Source organism: Winogradskyella epiphytica (assembly GCF_003217215.1).
Lineage (GTDB): Bacteria > Bacteroidota > Bacteroidia > Flavobacteriales > Flavobacteriaceae > Winogradskyella > Winogradskyella epiphytica.
Genome location: NZ_QJTD01000001.1, coordinates 775,260 through 794,725 on the forward strand (window position 1 = coordinate 775,260; position 19,466 = coordinate 794,725).

Sequence of the window (19,466 nt, forward strand, 5' to 3'; positions counted from 1 at the left end):
AAATGTATTCGAATGTTATACAAAAGACTCTTTGCTTACGCTCTGAGTGACATTCCGTTTTTAAATCTATTTATGTATTTGAATTTAAAGTTATGAATAAACATTGCTGAACTCATAACTTTAAACTCTGTATTTATTATGCTCTATACTTACCTGAAAGGTCTTTTGCTACACTTGTTAATGTATCAATAACCTCATCAGTTAATTTACCTGCCTTAAGCAAGTCTAGTGTATCTCTATGCTTAGCGTTCAAGAATTCGATATAATCTCTTTCAAATTCTCTTACTTTCTCTACAGGTACATCTCTCAATAAGTTCTTAGAACCTGCATAGATAATCGCAACTTGATCTTCTACTTTGAAAGGATCGTTTTGTGCTTGCTTTAAGATTTCAACGTTACGCTTACCTTTTTCAATTACGTTTAAGGTTACAGCATCTAAGTCAGAACCAAACTTAGCAAACGCTTCTAATTCACGGTACTGAGCTTGATCTAATTTTAATGTACCAGATACTTTCTTCATCGATTTAATCTGAGCGTTACCACCAACACGAGATACAGAAATACCTACGTTAATTGCCGGACGAACACCAGAGTTAAATAAATCACCATCTAAGAAAATCTGACCATCTGTAATCGAAATTACGTTAGTTGGGATATATGCAGAAACGTCACCAGCTTGAGTTTCAATAATTGGTAAAGCTGTTAATGAACCACCACCTTTCACCATAGGTTTTAAAACGTCTGGAAGGTCATTCATTTCTTTTGCAATAGCATCATTATTGATGATTTTTGCAGAACGCTCTAATAATCTTGAGTGTAAGTAGAAAACGTCACCTGGATACGCCTCACGTCCTGGTGGACGACGTAATAATAAAGATACCTCACGGTAAGCCACCGCTTGTTTTGATAAATCATCAAATACAATTAAAGCTGGTCTACCAGTATCTCTAAAATATTCTCCAATAGAAGCTCCTGTAAACGGTGCATAAACTTGCATTGCCGCAGGATCAGACGCGTTTGCAGCTACTATTGTTGTATAAGCTAAAGCTCCTTTTTCTTCTAAAGTTTTAGCAATTAAAGCAACTGTTGAAGCCTTTTGACCTACAGCTACATATATACAATATACAGGCTCACCTGCATCGTAAAATTCTTTTTGATTTAAGATCGCATCAATACAAACAGCTGTTTTACCTGTTTGACGGTCACCAATAACCAACTCACGTTGACCTCTACCAACAGGAATCATAGCATCAATAGCCTTGATACCAGTTTGTAATGGCTCTGTTACAGGCTCTCTATAGATAACACCTGGTGCTTTACGCTCTAAAGGCATTTCATAAGTTTCACCAGCAATTGGACCTTTACCATCGATAGGGTTACCTAAAGTATCTACAACACGACCAACGATACCTTCACCTACTTTCACAGATGCGATACGTTCAGTACGTTTTACCGTAGAACCTTCTTTTACTCCTATTGAAGTACCTAAAAGTACAATACCTACGTTATCTTCTTCAAGGTTAAGAACGATTCCTTCTGCACCACCTTCGAATTCAACTAATTCGCCATATTGCGCATTAGCTAAACCGTAAGCACGTACGATACCATCACCTACAGTTAATACTGTTCCTACTTCGTCTAATGAAGCACCTGCTTCAAAACCTGAAAGTTGTTGTTTTAAGATTGCTGATATTTCAGCTGGATTTACTTCTGCCATCTTTATTTAGTCTTTAGCTTTTAGCTGTTAGCCTTAAAAAAAAGCCAACTGAAAACTATATTAATTTAATGTAAATTCTCTTTTTAATTTCTCGAGTTTATTTGAAATACTTGCATTATACTGTGTATCTCCAACTCGTAGTATGAAACCACCTAAAATGCTTTCATCTATAATATTTTTTACTTCTGCTTCTTTTCCTGTAAGCTCTTTAACTTTCGCTAACACCTTAGATTTTAAATCATCTGTTAAAGGAACTGCCGTAGTTACAATCGCCACTTGACTTCCTCTCATTTGATCATATAAATGATTATAACTTGAAGCTACGTCATTTAATAATGCTAACCTTTTATTAGTAATTAAAGTATCTATAAGGTTATTTGTATTAGCTGTTGCTTTTGAAAACACGGCTGATAATACAGCTTTTTTCTCAGATGATCTTACAACAGGACTTTGAAGCATCTTATTTAAATCTTCACTTTGAGAAATAGTATTAGTGATTAATGTCATATCACTATTCACCGCCTCAGCTGATTTTTGATCTACTGCTAAGCTTAAAACCGCTTTAGCATATCGTATTGCCGCTCTTGATCCTGACATCTTAAAATTAGTTTAAAGTTGCTTCAGCTAACATATCTTCAACCAACTGAAGTTGCTTGTCTTTGTTAGATAATTCATTACGCACTACTTTTTCAGCGATATCTAATGATAATCCTGCAACATGACTTTTTAATTCTGCCATAGCTGCTTTCTTTTCATTTGTAATAGCCTCTTGTGCTTGTGCAATCATTTTATTGGCTTGCGATTGTGCTTCTGCTTCTGCATCTGCAATCATCTTACTTTTTAATTCACGAGCTTCTTTAAGCATAGCTTCTCTCTCTAATCTTGCTTCTTGCAATAACCTTTCGTTATCTGCCTGAAGATTAGCCATTTCACGCTTTGCTTTTTCCGCCGCATCTAAAGCTCCTTGAATACCTTCTTCTCTTTCGTTCAAAGAACCAAGAATAGGTTTCCATGCAAACTTTACCATTAAGAAAATGAACAATAACAATAGTACCGTTTGTACGGCAAATAATCCTGGTGAAAAATCGTTTAATAAAGTTTCCATTCTATAGTGGTGTTATTTGTCTAATTTTTGTTTAAAAACACATCCTATAACCAACCGTTATAGGAATGTGTTCTTTGCTTTCACTTTTGAATCTTATCTTCCTAAGATTAAAGCTCCAAAGGCTAAACCTTCTAAAAGTGCTGCAATAATAATCATTGCTGTTTGGATTTTACCTGCTGCTTCTGGTTGACGTGCAATACCTTCCATTGCTTTTCCACCAATTTGACCAAGTCCAAAACCTGCTCCGATTACGATTAATCCTGCTCCAATTAAATTGTACATAGTAAATAAATTATATAGTTAAATTAAAAAACTCAAATTAAACAAAATCCCCTCTGATGTCTTCTTCATCAGGAATTTCTAAACCACTTGCCGTGTGCTCATGCTCGTGATCGTGTTCTGCAACAGCCATACCAATAAATAAAGCTGAAAGCATAGTAAAAATATAGGCTTGTAAAAAGGCCACTAATATCTCAATAAACATGATAAGTACCGCTAACATAAACGACAATCCTGTCGCACCAGCTACACCTAATGAATCCTTAAGCACGAACATAATCGCGATTAAGCTCATTACAATAACGTGTCCTGCACTAATATTAGCAAACAAACGAATTAATAATGAAAATGGCTTAATAACGAATGTCCCTACTAATTCAATTACAGCAAGCACTGGTCTGATTAAATATGGTACACCTGGCATCCATAAAATATGTTGCCAAAAATCTTTGTTTCCACTAACAGCATAAATCACTAAGGTAAACAATGCTAAACATGCTGTTACTGCTAATTGACCTGTAACGTTAAATCCTAATGGTGTTAAGCCCGCAAGGTTAAGAAACCATATAAAGAAGAACACCGTTAATAAATAACCCGTAAATCTTCTATAATGCTTATCTCCAATATTTGGCTTCGCAATTTCATCTCTTACATAAATCACAAGAGGTTCTAATATACGACCAAACCCAGTTGGAATTTGTCTCTTTTTATATTGTTTTGCTAAACGAAAGAACCAGAAAAACAATAAAGCACTGATTAGTAAAATTCCGAAAACACTTTTAGTGATTGAAAAATCTAATAATCTTTTACCATTGGTCACATGGTGCTCTTCATCGAAAGCAACCGTTTTGGCACCTGCTTCTAATTCGTAAATTTTTGAATGACTTTTAACGAATTTAAGTCCATCTTTCTCTACAACAACGGTTCCATCATCATTATGGTGAAACTCTGAAGACATAAATGTCACTAATCCTTCTGATGACCAAATGATTACTGGTAACGCAAAACCAACATGTTTACGCTCTCCTGCATCATTAGTATATGAGAAAAAAGTAAAGTCGTGAGAATCTTTTATATGGTGCTGAATATAAGCATCTACCTTTTCTTTGGTATTGATTTGACCACCATCTTGTGTAGCGTTATTTGCAAAGATTGATGTCGGTAAAAACATTAAAATTGCAAGTGCTAAACATTTAAAACTTTGTTGAACTATCTTCATTGTTATAAAATCAAAAAAAAACCTCTTCTCAAATTCCGTGCAAAAGTACGGAATTAATTAAAATAACAATGCTTAAATTCACATAAAATTCAGCCTGTCTTTTTGCTTATTATTTTAATTACAAAAAATGCTTCTAGGCCAAGAAATAAGAGCATAGGTATAACAATGCTTAAACGCTCAGCTGTATTAAGGGTTTCGAGTTTGAAAACTGATGATTGAAATGCTAAAAAAAATAAGCCTCCTTTTATAAAAAGTGTAGGTAAATAAATGAAGCCCAATTGTGTATCTAAGCTTTTAATAAGCGAAAAAAGCTCAAAATGAACACATATAAATACAGAAACAAATGCAAAAAACAAATTAACATCCCAGGTACTAAACCTAACCGAACGATCTGCCTGTTGCAGAAAATAATCTTGAGTGAAATGAATTAGAAAGAACAATATCGTAAATGATATTATATAAACTATAATAGATTTAATCATCTTCTTTAGACACTTTTACAACTTGCGAAATTACTAAATACATTGAAATAAAAACAGAAAGAAGCGTTACTATACTTTCTAAATAGTCCGTTCCATATTTGGCATCTAACCATTTTCCAAGATAGTTACCTAGAAAAATAGTTCCGCCCATTTGAAAACCTACAGCAGCAAATCTTAAATATTTGCTAGGGTTTCTATTTGTTTTCGATTTTTTGGGTTGCTCCGGTTTGTTGGGATTGACTTGGCTCATGTGCTAATGCTTTTACAGTGCCTTTCATACTACAGGTAGCATTGAAAGTAGCACCAGGCTCTACAGCCAATTTACTAATATGTACTTCGCCTTCTATATGAGCCGATGATTTTAATGTTAAGGTCCCAGATAGAATAAGCTTTCCTGCAAATTTACCTTCAAAATCGGCATTTTCACCTTGAAGTGTTCCTTTAATATATCCCGATTTTCCCACGACTACTTTTCCGGAAGTTTTCACATTGCCTTCTACAGTTCCGTCGATTCTAAAAGGGCCTTGACTTGCAATGTCTCCTACGATTTTAGTGCCTTGAGCTATTATATTCTGCTGAGTGCTTGATTCCATAGTTGAATGTAGTTTTGATTTTTTCTTATCTGGAGAAAACATGATTCTTGATTTTTTATTACTGTAATTCTAGATACGTATTTAAATTCTTATGTCGTTGAACGATAGCATAGTTTGGAGATGAAATTGCAAAGTAATCCTTTGTGATTTTTGGTTTCACGGGACGCCCTCTTTTATCTTTCTCTTCGGACTTTAGCAATTCAACGAATCCATTTGCTCCTTGAATACTCTTAAGCCCATGAACCACCACAAAGGTAGTGTTTTCATCATAAACATCTTTTGACGTGGAAAGGTCGAAATATTTCACCTTAGCCACCTCTTCATCTAGAATTTTGATAAATGCATCTATATCTTCTTCTGAATTGTTATCAAATTGAAAAATAACATTAAAGTTTGATGCATCCTCATCTGAAACAAAGTCCTTTTTAGCCAATACAGGAAGTGCCGTATCCATAATTTCCTGAGCTTTCTTACCTTCTTCAGAGTTACCATAATTTAGAGCAATATAGCTAATACTCTCTTTATAAGCATTGAAACCATATAGTCTTCCTTTAGCCGAAGCTTTCAAAATTTCAAACTTAGGTACATAAATATCACCTTCCAATCGGTTTATTTGTACATCTGCTTCAGCAATAACCTTTGCGTATTCTTCGTTTGTAAATTGCTTATAAAGTTTGGTATAAATAGCTTCCGGACTATTTTCATCCTTAGCTAATTCAGATTGAGGGTTAAGTAAGATTTCTGCATAACGAGAGTCTGGGTAATCATTAATGATTACTGTTTTCATCTCTTCAGCTTTATTGTTTAAACCTAATTCCTTATAAATATGGTATAAGTTATATTTTGAAGGTAAAATTAATCGGTCTTCAGGATTGTTCTGTAACAGTTTTTCAAACCTCGTTTGAGCCAATTCTAATTCCTTGAATTTTTCCTTATAGATGATTCCCAATTGATAGTAAGCAAAGTTTCGCTCTTTCGCAATACTATCTATTTCCGTTTGCTCAGTAGGTAATGACGCTAAGTATAGATCTGGATTAAAACGCTCATCTAATTCACTCTCAGCGATTAATTCACCACCAATCGCAATGTTTTCTGAACTTCCTCTTTGATTGTTAAGCCTCCAATTATCCTGTAGTTTACGCTCGCCCCAAAGTTTTAAAAACTCATTTTTACCATAAGCTACTGTGGTTGGATTATAAAAATAAAAGCTACTGCTTCCGCCTTTTGGCGATTGACCCGGAGTTTGAAGGTTTCTTGAAGAACCCGGTAGTATCATCGCACTACTTTTCGACCTCATCATTTCAGCTTTTCTATCTACACCAGGCGACATGGTCACTTGGCTACTTTGCTTCTTAGAGGCTTCTTCTTGTCTTTTTCGTTCCTCTTCGGCTTTCAACCTTTGGTCTTCTGCATATTTAGTATAAATGGCTAATTGCTCTTCTTTAGGCAAACTTACCATTCTTAAAATACTGTCATTTACTTGAGCAATACCTTCGTAAAGAATAACATCATCTAGGTTTTCGCGCTTCTTTTTAATGATTCTATATGGTTTACTATTTAAAACCATTGCTGTCATTGTACTATCATAATAGGCACCAGCCGTTTTATATATGTTTCTATCGAAATACATATTTCCTAAAGTCTCATAACTCAAAGACCTTAAATACTTGTCTTTCGTAGTTTTTCTTAATGACTTATTATAGTACACCTCCGAAAGACTATCTGAACCTTTGCCACGGTGGTATTCTGCAATTCGGTAATAAATCTTATCTAAGAATGGCCTGTTTTCTCTATTCTCCTCTAAATCGCTAAGGTATTCTTCAAAAGCAACAAGATCTCCGTTTGAAGTATCGAAGTTATTTGATTTTTCTAGATGCGCATTGATATAAAATGATCGTGGTATTTTACGATGCATATCTATAATCTTATCAAACTCTATATTAGCACTGTCTTTATGACCAAATTCATTATATAATTGACCTTTTATATAACGGTATCGTGCTTTTTCTCTATTAATTTTGGTGTTTTGTGCAGCAACCTCTAAATGGACCAAAGCACTATCTTTCGCCTTAATATTTATATACGCCTGAGCTAAAGTTGCTTGAGCATCTGCCAAATCTTGATCCTCGAGTTCTTCTTCTTCGAGTAAGCGCTTTAATTTATCAATAGCGCCTTGATCGTTATCTAAACGCATGCTCGTTTTTTCACGCCAAATTTTAACCTGATTGATTTTATCACTCGTTGGATATTTATTTAAGATATTGTTGAAAGCTGCCATTGCTGGTACAAATCGCTTATCAAAATAACGCGCTTGACCCAACAGAAGATAGGCCTCGTCTATTTGCGGATTTTTTTCCTTGCCGTTGATATTCATTCCGTGGCGTTGAATAGCTTTAATAGCTTTTTCTTCAGCACGTTCAAAATCAGCATTTTTGGTTTGCCCTGGTAGAAATGCATCTTCAGTAACCTTCATGCGTTCTACTGGCAAGAGTTCCCAAAAATTTTCAGTGTATTCATTATTAACACCTTCTTTTCCACGTTCTAAGGCAATATTTCCATTATAAAGCACATTGTATTTTGTGCCCATAGCATGGAAATTTCTATTAATGAATTTATCTTTTTTACGTGAGCAACTTTGGACAAGTATCAGCACACAAAAAAGAGATAATATAAGTTTGTAATAGGTCTTCAACGTTGATTCTATTTGATTTATAGATAACTAAAATCCACAGTTTTTAGTGTGTTAGGTGGTAAAAATAAGCATCTTTTTCAAATAGGACGTTGATTTCAACAGAATTTAGATTCTTAAAAACTCGTGTTTTATGCTAACGGTATGCGACACATTAGACTGTAGTATTATGAAAACCACAGCTTAAAATGGACATTTACTCTTCTTCTTGAGCAAGCAAAACACTACTACCAAAATGAGCTTCAAGTTCTTTTAACGTTGCCGGATTGGTTTCTAAATCTTTAACCACATTACCTTTTTCTAAAACCACTATGCGCTCACACACCTCTGTGACATGCATTAAATCGTGACTTGACACAAGCACTGTAATCCCCTTCTGTTTAGCTAAATCTTTAATAATTTGCTTCAATCTAATCTGAGTTGTAGGGTCCAAGTTAGCGAAAGGCTCATCTAAAATAATAACTTCTGGATTTCCAATTAAAGCAGCTACAATTCCGGCTTTCTTCTGATTTCCTTTACTTAAATCTCTAAGGTATTTCCTTCTTCCTATAATTTCACCATTGAAAAAGTCTTCAAAATTAGATAGTAAGGCATCTACGTCTGCTTTATTTTGCCCACGCAGTTCTCCAATGAAATAAAAATATTCTTCTGGTGTTAGATAGCCAATTAAAAAGCTCTCGTCTATAAATGAAGATGTGAATGGCTTCCAATCCTCACTTTCATCAACAACAACGTCATGGTTAGTTATGTTTCCTGTAGTTGGTTTTATAAGATCTAATAGCAAACTGAAATAGGTCGTTTTTCCAGCACCATTGTTTCCGACCAAGCCAAAACTTTGGCCTTTTGGAATGGCTAATTCGTCAATATTTAGAACAGTTGTTCCTTTAAAAGATTTAGTAAGATTTTTAGTATATATCATGGTTGTAGTTGAATTAGTTGTCTTGACTGAAAGCGTCAATCATTTTATATTTTGAATTGAGAAACTTCTTAACAATCCATTTCATTAGTTTTTTGTGAAATACTATCCCTAAAACACCAAGAATGATTAATAAAGCTACCGCAGCTTCGAAACCCACAAGCCAATTGGTAAGACCAAACATAGCCATTGGCAATAGCATAAGCGGTATTCCTATAAGCCATTGGACTGCACCGGTCCCTTGATAATTGAAGGCAGCCTTTTTATCTAAATCGATTTTTTTTCGGTTATAAGCTCCACCTAAAAGAATCACATGCGTATTAACACCAATATTATAAACCGCTGCTGCGAAATGTGCAATTAATATTTTATAACCGAAATACACATAGGGAATTCCTAGAATAAATATGACAATCACACTGATGGTCATTAAAATAATTTTTGAACGTAAATATTGTTCGTATTTAATATTTTGACTCATCAATAACTTATAATATCCACTATCCCAAGCGGGAATAAATTGTCCGAAATTGATCAGAAATATTCCTGTTGAAAATATACCGACAAATGCAAACATGAATTCCATTTCTAGGAACTGCTTTTGTGTATAAAAGAACAAGCCATAGAAAATTCCAAACAACATCATCATCGCCATAGATTTGGTGCGCTTGTTTCTCCAAATAAGTTTAAGATCTAATTGCATAAATGGCGAAATATCCCCAAAACGTCTGGTCCATGATAAGTCTGAAGCATTTACTTCACTCACCTTAGATTGAAGCGAACTATCTAAAAACAGTTTTCCTCTTAAAAGTTTAAAGTTGAAGGCATAACATATTATTAAAATGAGAACAGGAATTAAAATGAAAATTGAATTGTTTGCTACAGCTATTAATCCGTTTCCAAGTAAGGTGGTTAATGGTAATATTTCAAAATAATTAAGGCCAATTAACACACTTACAATTACCAAAATCGGTAGAAAGGAAAACTCGGATTCTGCTGAAAATGATTCGATAATAAAATTTAGGAAATTTATAATAAGAACTAAAATAATCATTGTAAACATCCAAGTTAATATCATAGGTGATGCATAACCATCACGAATAAGCATGATACTAAATGGGATAATGGCAAATAATGGCAGGAAATTAAAAAACGACAATGCGGACTTTCCTAAAACATAATTAACAACGGTTGAACGTTTTATAGGAAGTGTTAATAATGGTTTTACACTCATTACTGGCAGTTTCTGTAAAAAGAAACGCATTAATAAGTCGCCAATAACCCAATAAAAGATGTACTTATTAGCTAGAACAAAAGGATCTTGGTCTGGAAAACCTTCTTTTAGAAGAAACAGTAATCCGAACCCTAATGCTGCAAATGAGACCATAAAATACAGCGCAAAGAATACCATTAAGATATTAATGGCCATATTTTTTTGCCAATAAGACGAACGGAAATACTGTTTCCACTGGAGGTTAAGAAAGTGTTTTATCATAGTTTGTAGGTTGGATGTTGCTTATAAGTATGATAAAACAGAAATTTGTTACATACTAAATTCCGGATAAGTGTCGTTGAGCAATTCTTCCGCTTTATTAGGAATAACTTCAAAGCTTATATAATTTACCAACACTAAAGCTGTAAAAAGTAAAGAAAATCCAATAAGTAGGTAAGTATTACTTAATAACTCGTCTGTAATCCTATAAACATTAAACACTTGGGATAAAAAAATAAACATAGTACCTCCTACTTGTTTAAATATCATTTCTTCGAGCATCCATTTTTTATTCGAGATTTCTTTTCGTCTTCTAAATTGCCTATTCAATTGAATACTCTTATAAACGCACCACACCATAATCATTCCATAAAATAGTAATGCAAAAACGGCCGGGTAACTGGTCGAAAATGTGAAATAAAACACTAAGAATAAGGCTATTGTTGTAAGTAGTTGCGGTAGCTCAAACCACTTTTTTAATTCAGTCCAAAAATAGCGCATATATCGTTTATTCATGGCTTTCGCTTTTTGGTCAATGGCATCCATAAAACCAAAAATTCCGAATTTTTTGAAGGCTTTGTTTTTAGCGTCTTCAAAACTCAACTTCGGTTGAACTTCCCACATCGCTTCAATATCATTAGCTAAGTGGTCTACGAGTTCAGTTTGTAGATCGTAGTGCTCTACAAAATGTTGCCTGGTAAAGGCGTAGAGTTCTTGAATTTGGGATTCGGTTAGTTTCATGTGTTTATTTATAAAAACTTAAGGTTAAAAGTTTCCTTACTCTCTTTATATACGTTCTGATACACGTCAATATTGACTCTAATCACAGGATAAAATAAGCACGTTACAATAACAAAGAAACCATGAGGCATATTTGCAACATTCCCATAACTATCCTTTAAGATATAAAACGAGAGATTATATAACGACCATACTGCCATCGCAGAACTTGTAGCCATTGCAAAATTTAATGATTTTCGAGTAGACTTATCTTTTATAGAATAATACGCAGAATATATTGTAGGTAGAATTAACACTAATAAACCGATGAGAAAACATGCTTTAGGCTTAAATTGATAAATGGAAATAAATGACAAAATAACAGCAAAATACTCTAACCAGAACTTAAAGGTGGAAAACTTAGCTTTAAGATGGTTCCATGTCATTTTTCGGTATTTCCTACCCAATTCTTTCTGTTTATTTCTCGTGAACTTCTTAAATCCAATATTACTTTGAAATAGTCCGCTTTCAAATATTTTGCTATTAGGGACTCCAAATTCTATAAACTGATTACCAAAACCTTTATGTACTTGGAGCAGCGCCTCATTAAAAGAAATACCTATATTGCTCATTTTATCTTCAACCGCAGAAACAATATGATCTAACAATTCTAAACGCACATCCCAATACTTCACCTCGTTTTTAATGAGGTAGTTATCTATGAATTGTATTTCTTCTTTGGTTAGTTTCATTGTTAATTTACTTTTAGACCTGCAAGGTTTAAAAATCTGCTAGGTCTCCTTCCATTTAGGCAATATTTTTAAATCGGGTTTCGTAACTCATAAATAATTTTACACTTATAATTACCAGCACCAACATTAAGGTAAGCGCTAAACTCGCTCCGCCAATTGTCCAAAATAAATCGCTTGTTTCATTTAACTCTCTTGTTCTAATTAAAAAAATATTAGGTAATTGGTAAAAGGCTAAAAAAGGAAAGGCTAATCGCTCAACCACAGAGAACCTTTTATTGTCTTTTACTCCTTGATAAAACACATAGGTTAATATAAATCCTGTTAAACCAATCAATGGAACAATTGACAAACAGGCCCTAAACGTCTCTAAATTCGAGTTTTGATATAAAACATAATAGCCAATGCACGACGCTAAAAACAATAAAGGTGTTATTGGCTTTTTAAGTTCCTTTAAAAATGTTTGTCCTATTTTTTTATCTGCAGATTTTAAAAATTGTCTATTTTCTTTTAAAAGTTGCGCTTTATTTTCAACCATATAATCCTTAAATACATAATAAAATCCGCGCGTATCTCCGGATTTCATTCTAGATTCAATATCCGAAGCCACATGATCTACCATTTCCATTCGGATGTCTGCGTAAATGACATCAGAATTATCTAAGTAGTTATCTATAAACTGTATGTCTTCTTTGGTTAGTTTCATTTTAATTTTTAATACCTACAAGGTTTTTAACTTCGACCTCGCTCAGCCACCAAATACCATTGTAGGATAAAGATTTATGCCAATTTCGGATTCACTAAAGCCTGCATCGTTTTAATATACTCGGCTAATTCTTCAAGCTTATTAACGGTTTCTTTAGTGCCGCTTTCGGTGAGCTTATAATATTTACGCAATCGGTTATCTACTTTTGCGACCTCAACATCTAACAAACCTTCAGCCTCCAATTTGTGTAACGCAGGATATAATGCGCCTTCCGTGATTTTAAGTTCACCTTTAGTTAATTCCTTTACCCTTTGAGTAATTTCGTAACCATACATTTTATCGTTCTCATTTAATAACTTTAAAATGATAGTGGTTAAACTCCCTTTATATAATTTTGAATTGCTCATTGTATTACAAATATATACATAATTTCCTTATGTATAAGAATCTTAGGTATCAAAAAAGAACGACTATTTTAAAAAACTGCTTTGTATCTAATACATTTGCTATTTTTGCACAAAATACTATTCTATGTCACAATTTCATACACTCTCTATAAAATCAATTGATAAAGTAACAGATAAATCAGTTGCAATAACCTTTGATATTCCTGAAAATCTTCAAGAAAATTTCAGCTTTAAAGCCGGACAATATGTTACCTTAAAAACGACTATTAATGGCGAAGAAATCCGTAGAGATTATTCTATCTGTGCTTCAAAAAGCAGTGGCAATGTCACGGTAGCTGTAAAATCTGTTGAAGGTGGAACCTTTTCACTTTACGCGAATAACGGCTTAAAAGCTGGCGACACTTTAGAAGTAGCCGAGCCAAATGGTCGATTTACATTTGAAGCTAATGAAGCTAAAACCAGAACTATTGCTGCTTTTACTGCCGGAAGTGGAATTACGCCAATTCTGAGTATTGCTAAAACACTTTTAGAGGATGAGCCCTTCAGTAATTTCATTTTAGTGTACGGAAATAAAACTTTGGAAGATGCTATGTTTATGAAAGACATCCTTCAACTTAAAGAACAATATGATAATCGTTTCCATGCACATTTCATTTACAGTCAATCTCATGAGACCGATGCGCTTTTTGGTCGAATTGAGAAAAGCACGGTAAACCTCATCGTTAAAAACAGATACAAGGACGTTACTATAGAAAACTTCTACCTCTGTGGACCTGCAGAAATGATTCACACCGTTAAAGACGTATTAGTTGAAAATGGTGTAAAGGAGAAAGCAATTTCATTCGAATTGTTCACGGCTCCTGAAACGGATGACGTGCCTGCAGGCGAATTACCGACAGGTCAGACAAAAATTAAAGTTTTAGTTGACGACGAAGAATTTGAATTCAACATGTCTCAAGAACAAAGTATTCTTGAAGCGGCTTTAAAACAAGATATTGATGCGCCTTATTCTTGTCAAGGTGGCATATGCAGTAGCTGTATTGCAAGGCTTACTGAAGGTGAAGCTAAAATGCGTCAAAACAATATTTTAACGGATAGCGAAGTTGCTGAAGGGTTGATATTGACTTGCCAAGCGCATCCTACTTCTGCGAATGTTGTTGTAGATTATGATGACGTATAAAAGATCTAAATCTCTTTTATTTTAGACGATAAACAAAAAGACCTTTTGAGATTTTCATACTCGAAAGGTCTTTTTTATTGAAATCTTCGCATTGAGCTAAATAACAGACTTAATTTTAAAAACAATATCCTCAACTGAAACACTTCCTGAAGCATTCTCATAACCCTCAGGAAATTTGTTCCCGTAAATTGAAGTGGGTATTAAAGGAAACTTTTCTCTATCTGCGACAAGTGCATAATCCTTTGGTTGATTAAAAGGTGCAAACCCAGCAAAAGGATGTGTTACGCCCCAAATCGTTATTACTTTTTTGCCAAACATAGCTGCCAAATGTGCATTTCCAGAATCCATGGAAAGCATGACATCTAAATTGGAAATAAGTACTAATTCTTCTTCTAAATTCAATTTTCCAGCAACCGACTGAACATTGCTGTAGGTCGCTTCCATCTTATTTAAAACTTCTACTTCCTTGGCACCACCTCCAAATAAAACCACGTTAAACGTCTGGGAAAGCTTAGAAACAACCTCTTTCATTTGGGTTAATGGATACATTTTGCTTTCGTGCGCCGCAAAAGGTGCAATTCCAATGGTTTTGAGTTCCTTATTGGATATGTATGATTTTAGTTTTTCTGATAATGGCTTCGGGTTTGGAAACCTAGGTTCTGATAAGTTTACGGGATATCCTAAATCCTTAAAAACCTCAGCATAACGTTGATGTGTGGTTTTTAGTTGTTGGAATGATTGTCCGGTGATAAGTGCTTTTTTTTCAGCTCTGCCTTTATCTAATTGTGCTACTTCTTTTCCTATTAAAAAGAACTTTAAAATCTTAGTTCGGAGTACGTTGTGCACATCTGCAACGGCATCAAACTGTAATCCTCTAAGTTCTTTAGATAATTTAAAAAGCCCTAAACCCCCTTTGTGTTTTCCTTTTAAATCGGCTTCATAAACAGATACATTTTTTAAATCCTGAAAGAATGGTTTAAAAAAGGCTCTTGTAACAACCGTAATTTTTAATTCAGGATATTGAGAGGTCAGAGCTCGCAATACAGGAACAGTCATAGCGACGTCTCCCATTGCAGAAAACCTAAAAACTATTATGTGTTTTGGTTTGTTGGCCATTAATTTAAATTGTCAATTTGAATTAATCTCACCTGAAATTCATCGCTTTGCTCAGAATGACATTGGATTTAAATTCGAAATGTGATTCAAAAATAAACGTTGTTGATGTTTCCACCAACAACGTTTTTGATTTTATATTTAAAGAACCTCAATAACTTAAATGAGCTTCCTGCCTGCGAATTTATTATTTCTGTCCTCTAAGAACAGGGTTTAATTCGTTGTCATTGTACATTTTCATCTGCTTGTACACTTTCATGTACTTATCGCCATTTGCGATATCGTTTAGCAAATCGTCAATGGCTGTACTTAAATCTACACGTTGCTCTAATAAAACGTCTAATTTCTTTTGGCAAGCAGCCTTATGAGCCTCACTTGCATCTTCTCTTACAGTTTCAAGATGCATATGATATATTTTTAATGCTAAAATTGAAAGTCTATCAATGGCCCAAGCTGGACTTTCAGAATTGATTTTTGCATTTGGTTTTACCGTTACGTCTTTGTATTTATCTAAGAAATAACTGTCTATAAATTCTACCGTATCCGTTCTGTCTTGGTTTGAAGCATCAATCTTACGTTTCAATTTTAAAGCCGCTACAGGATCGATATTTGGATCTCTAATGATATCCTCATAAGCCCACTGAACAGTATCAATCCAACATTTTCTGTACAATAAATGTGCGATAAGATCTTGGTCTTTATTGTACTTATTTGAGAATGGTTGATCTACTGTATTTAAAACTTTATAGGTCTTAATAACGTCTTGAAATATTGCGTTTGCTTTTTCTGAAAACATAATGAATGTGATTTATAATATGCAAATATAGTTGGAATTATTAACTTTAGCGACTGAACCAATTTCCATTATATGCAAATCAATAACCTATCTGAGACGCCTTCAATTTTAAATACCTATATGTCTGAACTTAGAGATAAGGACATTCAAAAAGACAGTATGCGCTTTCGAAGAAACATTGAGCGTATCGGTGAAATTATTGGATATGAACTCAGTAAATCCCTTCATTTCGAACCTCACACGATTGAAACACCTTTAGGTTCTTCGGACACTGTTCTACATAAAAGTGACATCGTATTATGTTCGATTTTAAGAGCTGGAGTTCCACTTCATAATGGCTTATTAAATTATTTCGATGGTGCTGAAAACGCCTTTATTTCTGCCTACAGACAACATCAGAAAAATCCAGAAAGTTTTGAAATTATAGTGGAGTATTTAGCCTGTCCAAGTTTAGAGGGCAAGACTCTAATTTTAGCTGACCCTATGTTGGCCACAGGACAATCTATGGTGGCCACTTTTGACGCTTTAAAACCGTTTGGAAAGCCAAAAGACATTCATATTGTTAGTGTTATTGGAGCTCAACAAGGTGTCGATTTTATCTCGAACGCATTTGATGAGGACACCAAACTTTGGATTGCAGCTATAGATAAAAACTTGAATGAGAAAGGCTATATAATTCCTGGATTAGGCGATGCTGGAGACCTTGCATTTGGTAATAAATTACAGCAATAAACCGATAATTGGCGTTATAATTAAAAGGGCAACAAAGCCTTCTTTGAACCATCGTTCTGAACTTATCTCGATATAATTTGCCATAATTATTGAAAATGGAGCGAACACAAATAGATACTCACTTCCGTTCTTTACTGGTGCAATAATCGCGATTAGGATGGCTATGATTGAAGCCCATGCCATTAGAAAATAAGAGGGTTTTAATCTTTTATTTTTTTCAGGAATACTTTTAAAATAATAGATAAGCGTCCATATAAATGCGCTAAACAAGACGGTAAACTTTAAAATACTTTCCTTATTATTATAAGCCGTATAATCTAAACTCGCGAATCGTTGAAAATCTGTAGGTCTTAGATATGTATCGTAGACTAAAACGTTATATGTTAGCAATAGAATAGCCACAGTAGCAACGCCAACGAAAGGAATTAGAACATTTTTAAAATCGTTTTGAGAATAATAAATTAAGGCTACAAGTACCAATGCAAAAAACAAGATAGACCAGAAAAAGAATAAAGTAGCTAAGGCTATCCAAAAGGCAGCATCAAATAGTTTTTTCTTAATGTTTAATTTAGAATGAAGGCTTACTAACCGTCTTAAAGCGAAAACAATAAATAAATTGGATAGCAATAAATCCGAATACTTCATTACTTCTGGAAACATTCCAAAAAGTAAACCGAAGGTCATGATCGCGTAACTGTTTCCCTGTGTGATATTGTTTTTTGAAACTATAAAGTCTAATAGAAAGACCAAGAAAAGAGCAACAAACCACCTAAATAGCGTTGATAACGAGGTGTTAACGTCTGAAAAAAGAAAAGAATAATTGGCTAGAATAAAAAGCAAAGAGACATAAACGACGACTATCACGAAGTTTATAGGTTTAGATTTACTAAAAATGCTTGTTATCATTAACTCTTTTTGTATTTTTGCTACTCGATTTCAATTCTACTTCAAATTAGAATTGGTGTAAATTTATAAAGTTATGAAAGATTTCTTTTACGGAATAGAAGATTTATTTAGAGCGTTAATGTTAAACCCACTTGATTCGCTTAGAGCTTTAGAATTAGAGAGCTGGTTTGCCGCTAATATTTTCAATTGGGTTTTAATGATAATTGGCGCTGTAGCGTTTGTATACTGGATGCTTCAATTGAAAAAATTCAACGATAATAACGAAGAAGATAAAAGCATCTCTTCACATTCTTATCTATAAAAAATTTATTGGTTTATAAATCGAAACCAATATCCTTACGATAATACATCTTATCAAAGTTTAGTTTTTCTATACTTTGGTAAGATTTTTTTATGGCCTCATTATAGGTGTTTCCATAGCTGGTAATCGCCATAACTCGACCTCCAGAGGTCACAACTTTACCATCTTGCAGCTTCGCTCCTGCATGAAATACTATAGAATCTGAAATTTTTTCGATTCCTGTTATTTCTTTTCCTTTTTCGTAAGCTTCAGGATATCCACCAGATACCAACATGACTGTTGTCGCAGCACGCTCATCAATTTCAATAGAAATTTCGTTTAAAGTTTGATTACCCATCGCTTCGAAAATAGAAACCAAATCGGTTTTTAGTCTAGGTAAAACAACTTCTGTTTCAGGATCACCCATTCTCACGTTGTATTCAATCACTTTTGGATCGTCACCAACTTTTATTAAGCCAATAAATATAAATCCTACATAAGGTAAATTATCCTTCTTTAAACCTTCAACAGTAGGCTTTACAACTCGATTCTCTATTTTTTCTAAAAATTCCTTTGTTGCAAATGGTACAGGAGACACAGCTCCCATTCCACCTGTATTTAAACCAGTATCACCTTCACCAATTCGTTTGTAGTCTTTTGCTGTTGGTAAAACTTTATAGTTTTTACCATCCGTAAGAACAAAACAACTTAGCTCAATACCGTCTAAGAATTCTTCAATAACCACTTTAGTACTTGCCTCTCCGAATTTAGCATCAACTAGCATACTTTTCAATTCGGTTTTAGCCTCTTGTAGATCATTAAGAATTAAAACACCTTTTCCAGCGGCTAGGCCATCGGCTTTTAAAACATAAGGCGGATTAAGAGATTCGAGGAACTTATAGCCATCTTCTACATTATCTTTAGTAAAGCTCTCGTAAGCTGCTGTTGGAATGTGATGACGCATCATAAATTCTTTAGCAAACTCCTTAGATCCTTCAAGTTCTGCCGCTGCTTTTTGAGGGCCAATGACGGAAACATTCTTCAAAGCATCGTCTTGTAAAAAGAAATCATGAATTCCTTGTACTAATGGATCTTCAGGACCAACAACTACAATATCGATATTGTGAGCCAAAACTGCCGATTTGATAGCGTCAAAATCAGTTACAGCTATATTTAAATTGGTTGCAATAGCTTCAGTTCCTGAGTTTCCTGGAGCCACATAAAGTGCCTCACAACGGTCGCTTTGAGCTATTTTCCAAGCAAATGTATGTTCTCTCCCTCCTGAGCCTAGTACTAAAATATTCATGGTTAAAATTTGTTTGCCCAAAAATAATTGGTTTTAAGTTGAAAAAACAATTATTTTACAGAAACCTTAAAGGTAAAAC

Annotated in this window: 22 protein-coding genes; 3 read left to right on the forward strand and 19 right to left on the reverse strand. The window is 34.1% G+C overall.

The features are described from left to right. Positions 1–136: 136 nt before the first annotated feature. The 15 genes from atpA to DFQ11_RS03490 form a co-directional block, all read right to left on the reverse strand. Positions 137–1,717: a F0F1 ATP synthase subunit alpha gene (atpA, locus tag DFQ11_RS03420; RefSeq protein WP_110474279.1), complete on the reverse strand. Its 1,581-nt coding sequence runs from the start codon at positions 1,715–1,717 to the stop codon at positions 137–139. A gap of 60 nt (positions 1,718–1,777) precedes the next feature. Then, positions 1,778–2,314 (reverse strand): ATP synthase F1 subunit delta, encoded by a 537-nt coding sequence (atpH, locus tag DFQ11_RS03425; RefSeq protein WP_110474281.1) that lies wholly within the window; start codon positions 2,312–2,314, stop codon positions 1,778–1,780. A 7-nt stretch (positions 2,315–2,321) separates the two neighbouring features. Further along, positions 2,322–2,822, reverse strand: a complete 501-nt coding sequence (locus DFQ11_RS03430) for a F0F1 ATP synthase subunit B (RefSeq protein WP_110474283.1) — start codon at positions 2,820–2,822, stop codon at positions 2,322–2,324. A gap of 93 nt (positions 2,823–2,915) precedes the next feature. Further along, entirely contained in the window at positions 2,916–3,104 is a 189-nt protein-coding gene (gene atpE, locus DFQ11_RS03435) for an ATP synthase F0 subunit C (protein WP_110474285.1), read from the reverse strand. A 37-nt stretch (positions 3,105–3,141) separates the two neighbouring features. Next, the gene (gene atpB / locus DFQ11_RS03440; protein ID WP_110474287.1) at positions 3,142–4,320 is read right to left on the reverse strand and encodes a F0F1 ATP synthase subunit A; all 1,179 of its coding nucleotides are present in this window, start codon (positions 4,318–4,320) and stop codon (positions 3,142–3,144) included. An 89-nt stretch (positions 4,321–4,409) separates the two neighbouring features. Beyond that, positions 4,410–4,802 carry a DUF6168 family protein gene (locus DFQ11_RS15445; RefSeq protein WP_110474289.1) on the reverse strand — a complete coding sequence of 131 codons (393 nt, stop codon included), beginning with the start codon at positions 4,800–4,802 and terminating at the stop codon, positions 4,410–4,412. Continuing rightward, on the reverse strand, positions 4,795–5,052 hold the full coding sequence (locus tag DFQ11_RS03450; RefSeq protein ID WP_110474291.1) for an AtpZ/AtpI family protein: 258 nt from the start codon (positions 5,050–5,052) through the stop codon (positions 4,795–4,797). The genes DFQ11_RS15445 and DFQ11_RS03450 overlap by 8 nt, the downstream gene beginning before the upstream one ends. After that, positions 4,997–5,437 carry a bactofilin family protein gene (locus tag DFQ11_RS03455; RefSeq protein WP_110474293.1) on the reverse strand — a complete coding sequence of 147 codons (441 nt, stop codon included), beginning with the start codon at positions 5,435–5,437 and terminating at the stop codon, positions 4,997–4,999. Before DFQ11_RS03455 ends, DFQ11_RS03450 begins: the two co-directional genes overlap by 56 nt. A 16-nt stretch (positions 5,438–5,453) precedes the next feature. Further along, positions 5,454–8,048 (reverse strand): type IX secretion system periplasmic lipoprotein PorW/SprE, encoded by a 2,595-nt coding sequence (porW, locus tag DFQ11_RS03460; protein ID WP_444545817.1) that lies wholly within the window; start codon positions 8,046–8,048, stop codon positions 5,454–5,456. A gap of 232 nt (positions 8,049–8,280) precedes the next feature. Then, positions 8,281–9,003, reverse strand: coding sequence for an ABC transporter ATP-binding protein (locus tag DFQ11_RS03465; protein ID WP_110474297.1), 723 nt, complete (start codon positions 9,001–9,003; stop codon positions 8,281–8,283). Positions 9,004–9,016: 13 nt separating this feature from the next. Continuing rightward, entirely contained in the window at positions 9,017–10,495 is a 1,479-nt protein-coding gene (locus DFQ11_RS03470; RefSeq protein ID WP_110474298.1) for a DUF5687 family protein, read from the reverse strand. 48 nt (positions 10,496–10,543) lie between these two features. Then, positions 10,544–11,233 (reverse strand): hypothetical protein, encoded by a 690-nt coding sequence (locus DFQ11_RS03475; RefSeq protein WP_110474300.1) that lies wholly within the window; start codon positions 11,231–11,233, stop codon positions 10,544–10,546. Between the two features lie 8 nt (positions 11,234–11,241). Beyond that, on the reverse strand, positions 11,242–11,964 hold the full coding sequence (locus DFQ11_RS03480) for a hypothetical protein (protein ID WP_110474302.1): 723 nt from the start codon (positions 11,962–11,964) through the stop codon (positions 11,242–11,244). 55 nt (positions 11,965–12,019) lie between these two features. Further along, a complete protein-coding gene (locus tag DFQ11_RS03485; protein WP_110474304.1) occupies positions 12,020–12,667 on the reverse strand; it encodes a hypothetical protein in 648 nt (215 codons plus the stop codon). A gap of 74 nt (positions 12,668–12,741) precedes the next feature. After that, a complete protein-coding gene (locus tag DFQ11_RS03490) occupies positions 12,742–13,074 on the reverse strand; it encodes a PadR family transcriptional regulator (protein ID WP_110474306.1) in 333 nt (110 codons plus the stop codon). A gap of 124 nt (positions 13,075–13,198) precedes the next feature. Between DFQ11_RS03490 and DFQ11_RS03495 the strand changes: the two genes are divergently transcribed. Beyond that, on the forward strand, positions 13,199–14,254 hold the full coding sequence (locus DFQ11_RS03495) for a 2Fe-2S iron-sulfur cluster-binding protein (protein WP_110474308.1): 1,056 nt from the start codon (positions 13,199–13,201) through the stop codon (positions 14,252–14,254). 96 nt (positions 14,255–14,350) lie between these two features. Here DFQ11_RS03495 and DFQ11_RS03500 read toward each other — a convergent pair whose 3' ends face one another. Beyond that, positions 14,351–15,370, reverse strand: a complete 1,020-nt coding sequence (locus DFQ11_RS03500; RefSeq protein WP_229791232.1) for a glycosyltransferase family 9 protein — start codon at positions 15,368–15,370, stop codon at positions 14,351–14,353. Between the two features lie 184 nt (positions 15,371–15,554). Continuing rightward, entirely contained in the window at positions 15,555–16,163 is a 609-nt protein-coding gene (locus DFQ11_RS03505) for a DUF4254 domain-containing protein (protein WP_110474310.1), read from the reverse strand. Between the two features lie 72 nt (positions 16,164–16,235). On the opposite strand from DFQ11_RS03505, the gene upp reads away from it, so the two are divergent. Beyond that, positions 16,236–16,895: a uracil phosphoribosyltransferase gene (upp, locus tag DFQ11_RS03510; RefSeq protein WP_110474312.1), complete on the forward strand. Its 660-nt coding sequence runs from the start codon at positions 16,236–16,238 to the stop codon at positions 16,893–16,895. On the opposite strand, the gene DFQ11_RS03515 is transcribed toward upp, so the two are convergent. Beyond that, complete coding sequence (locus DFQ11_RS03515) at positions 16,884–17,801, reverse strand: DUF6427 family protein (RefSeq protein ID WP_229791233.1); 918 nt, start codon at positions 17,799–17,801, stop codon at positions 16,884–16,886. The genes upp and DFQ11_RS03515 overlap by 12 nt on opposite strands. A gap of 73 nt (positions 17,802–17,874) precedes the next feature. Here DFQ11_RS03515 and DFQ11_RS03520 point away from each other — a divergent pair, with 73 nt between their 5' ends. Further along, positions 17,875–18,102, forward strand: coding sequence for a DUF6341 family protein (locus DFQ11_RS03520; RefSeq protein ID WP_110474317.1), 228 nt, complete (start codon positions 17,875–17,877; stop codon positions 18,100–18,102). Between the two features lie 13 nt (positions 18,103–18,115). Here DFQ11_RS03520 and purD read toward each other — a convergent pair whose 3' ends face one another. After that, a complete protein-coding gene (purD, locus tag DFQ11_RS03525; protein ID WP_110474814.1) occupies positions 18,116–19,387 on the reverse strand; it encodes a phosphoribosylamine--glycine ligase in 1,272 nt (423 codons plus the stop codon). Between the last annotated feature and the right edge of the window lie 79 nt (positions 19,388–19,466).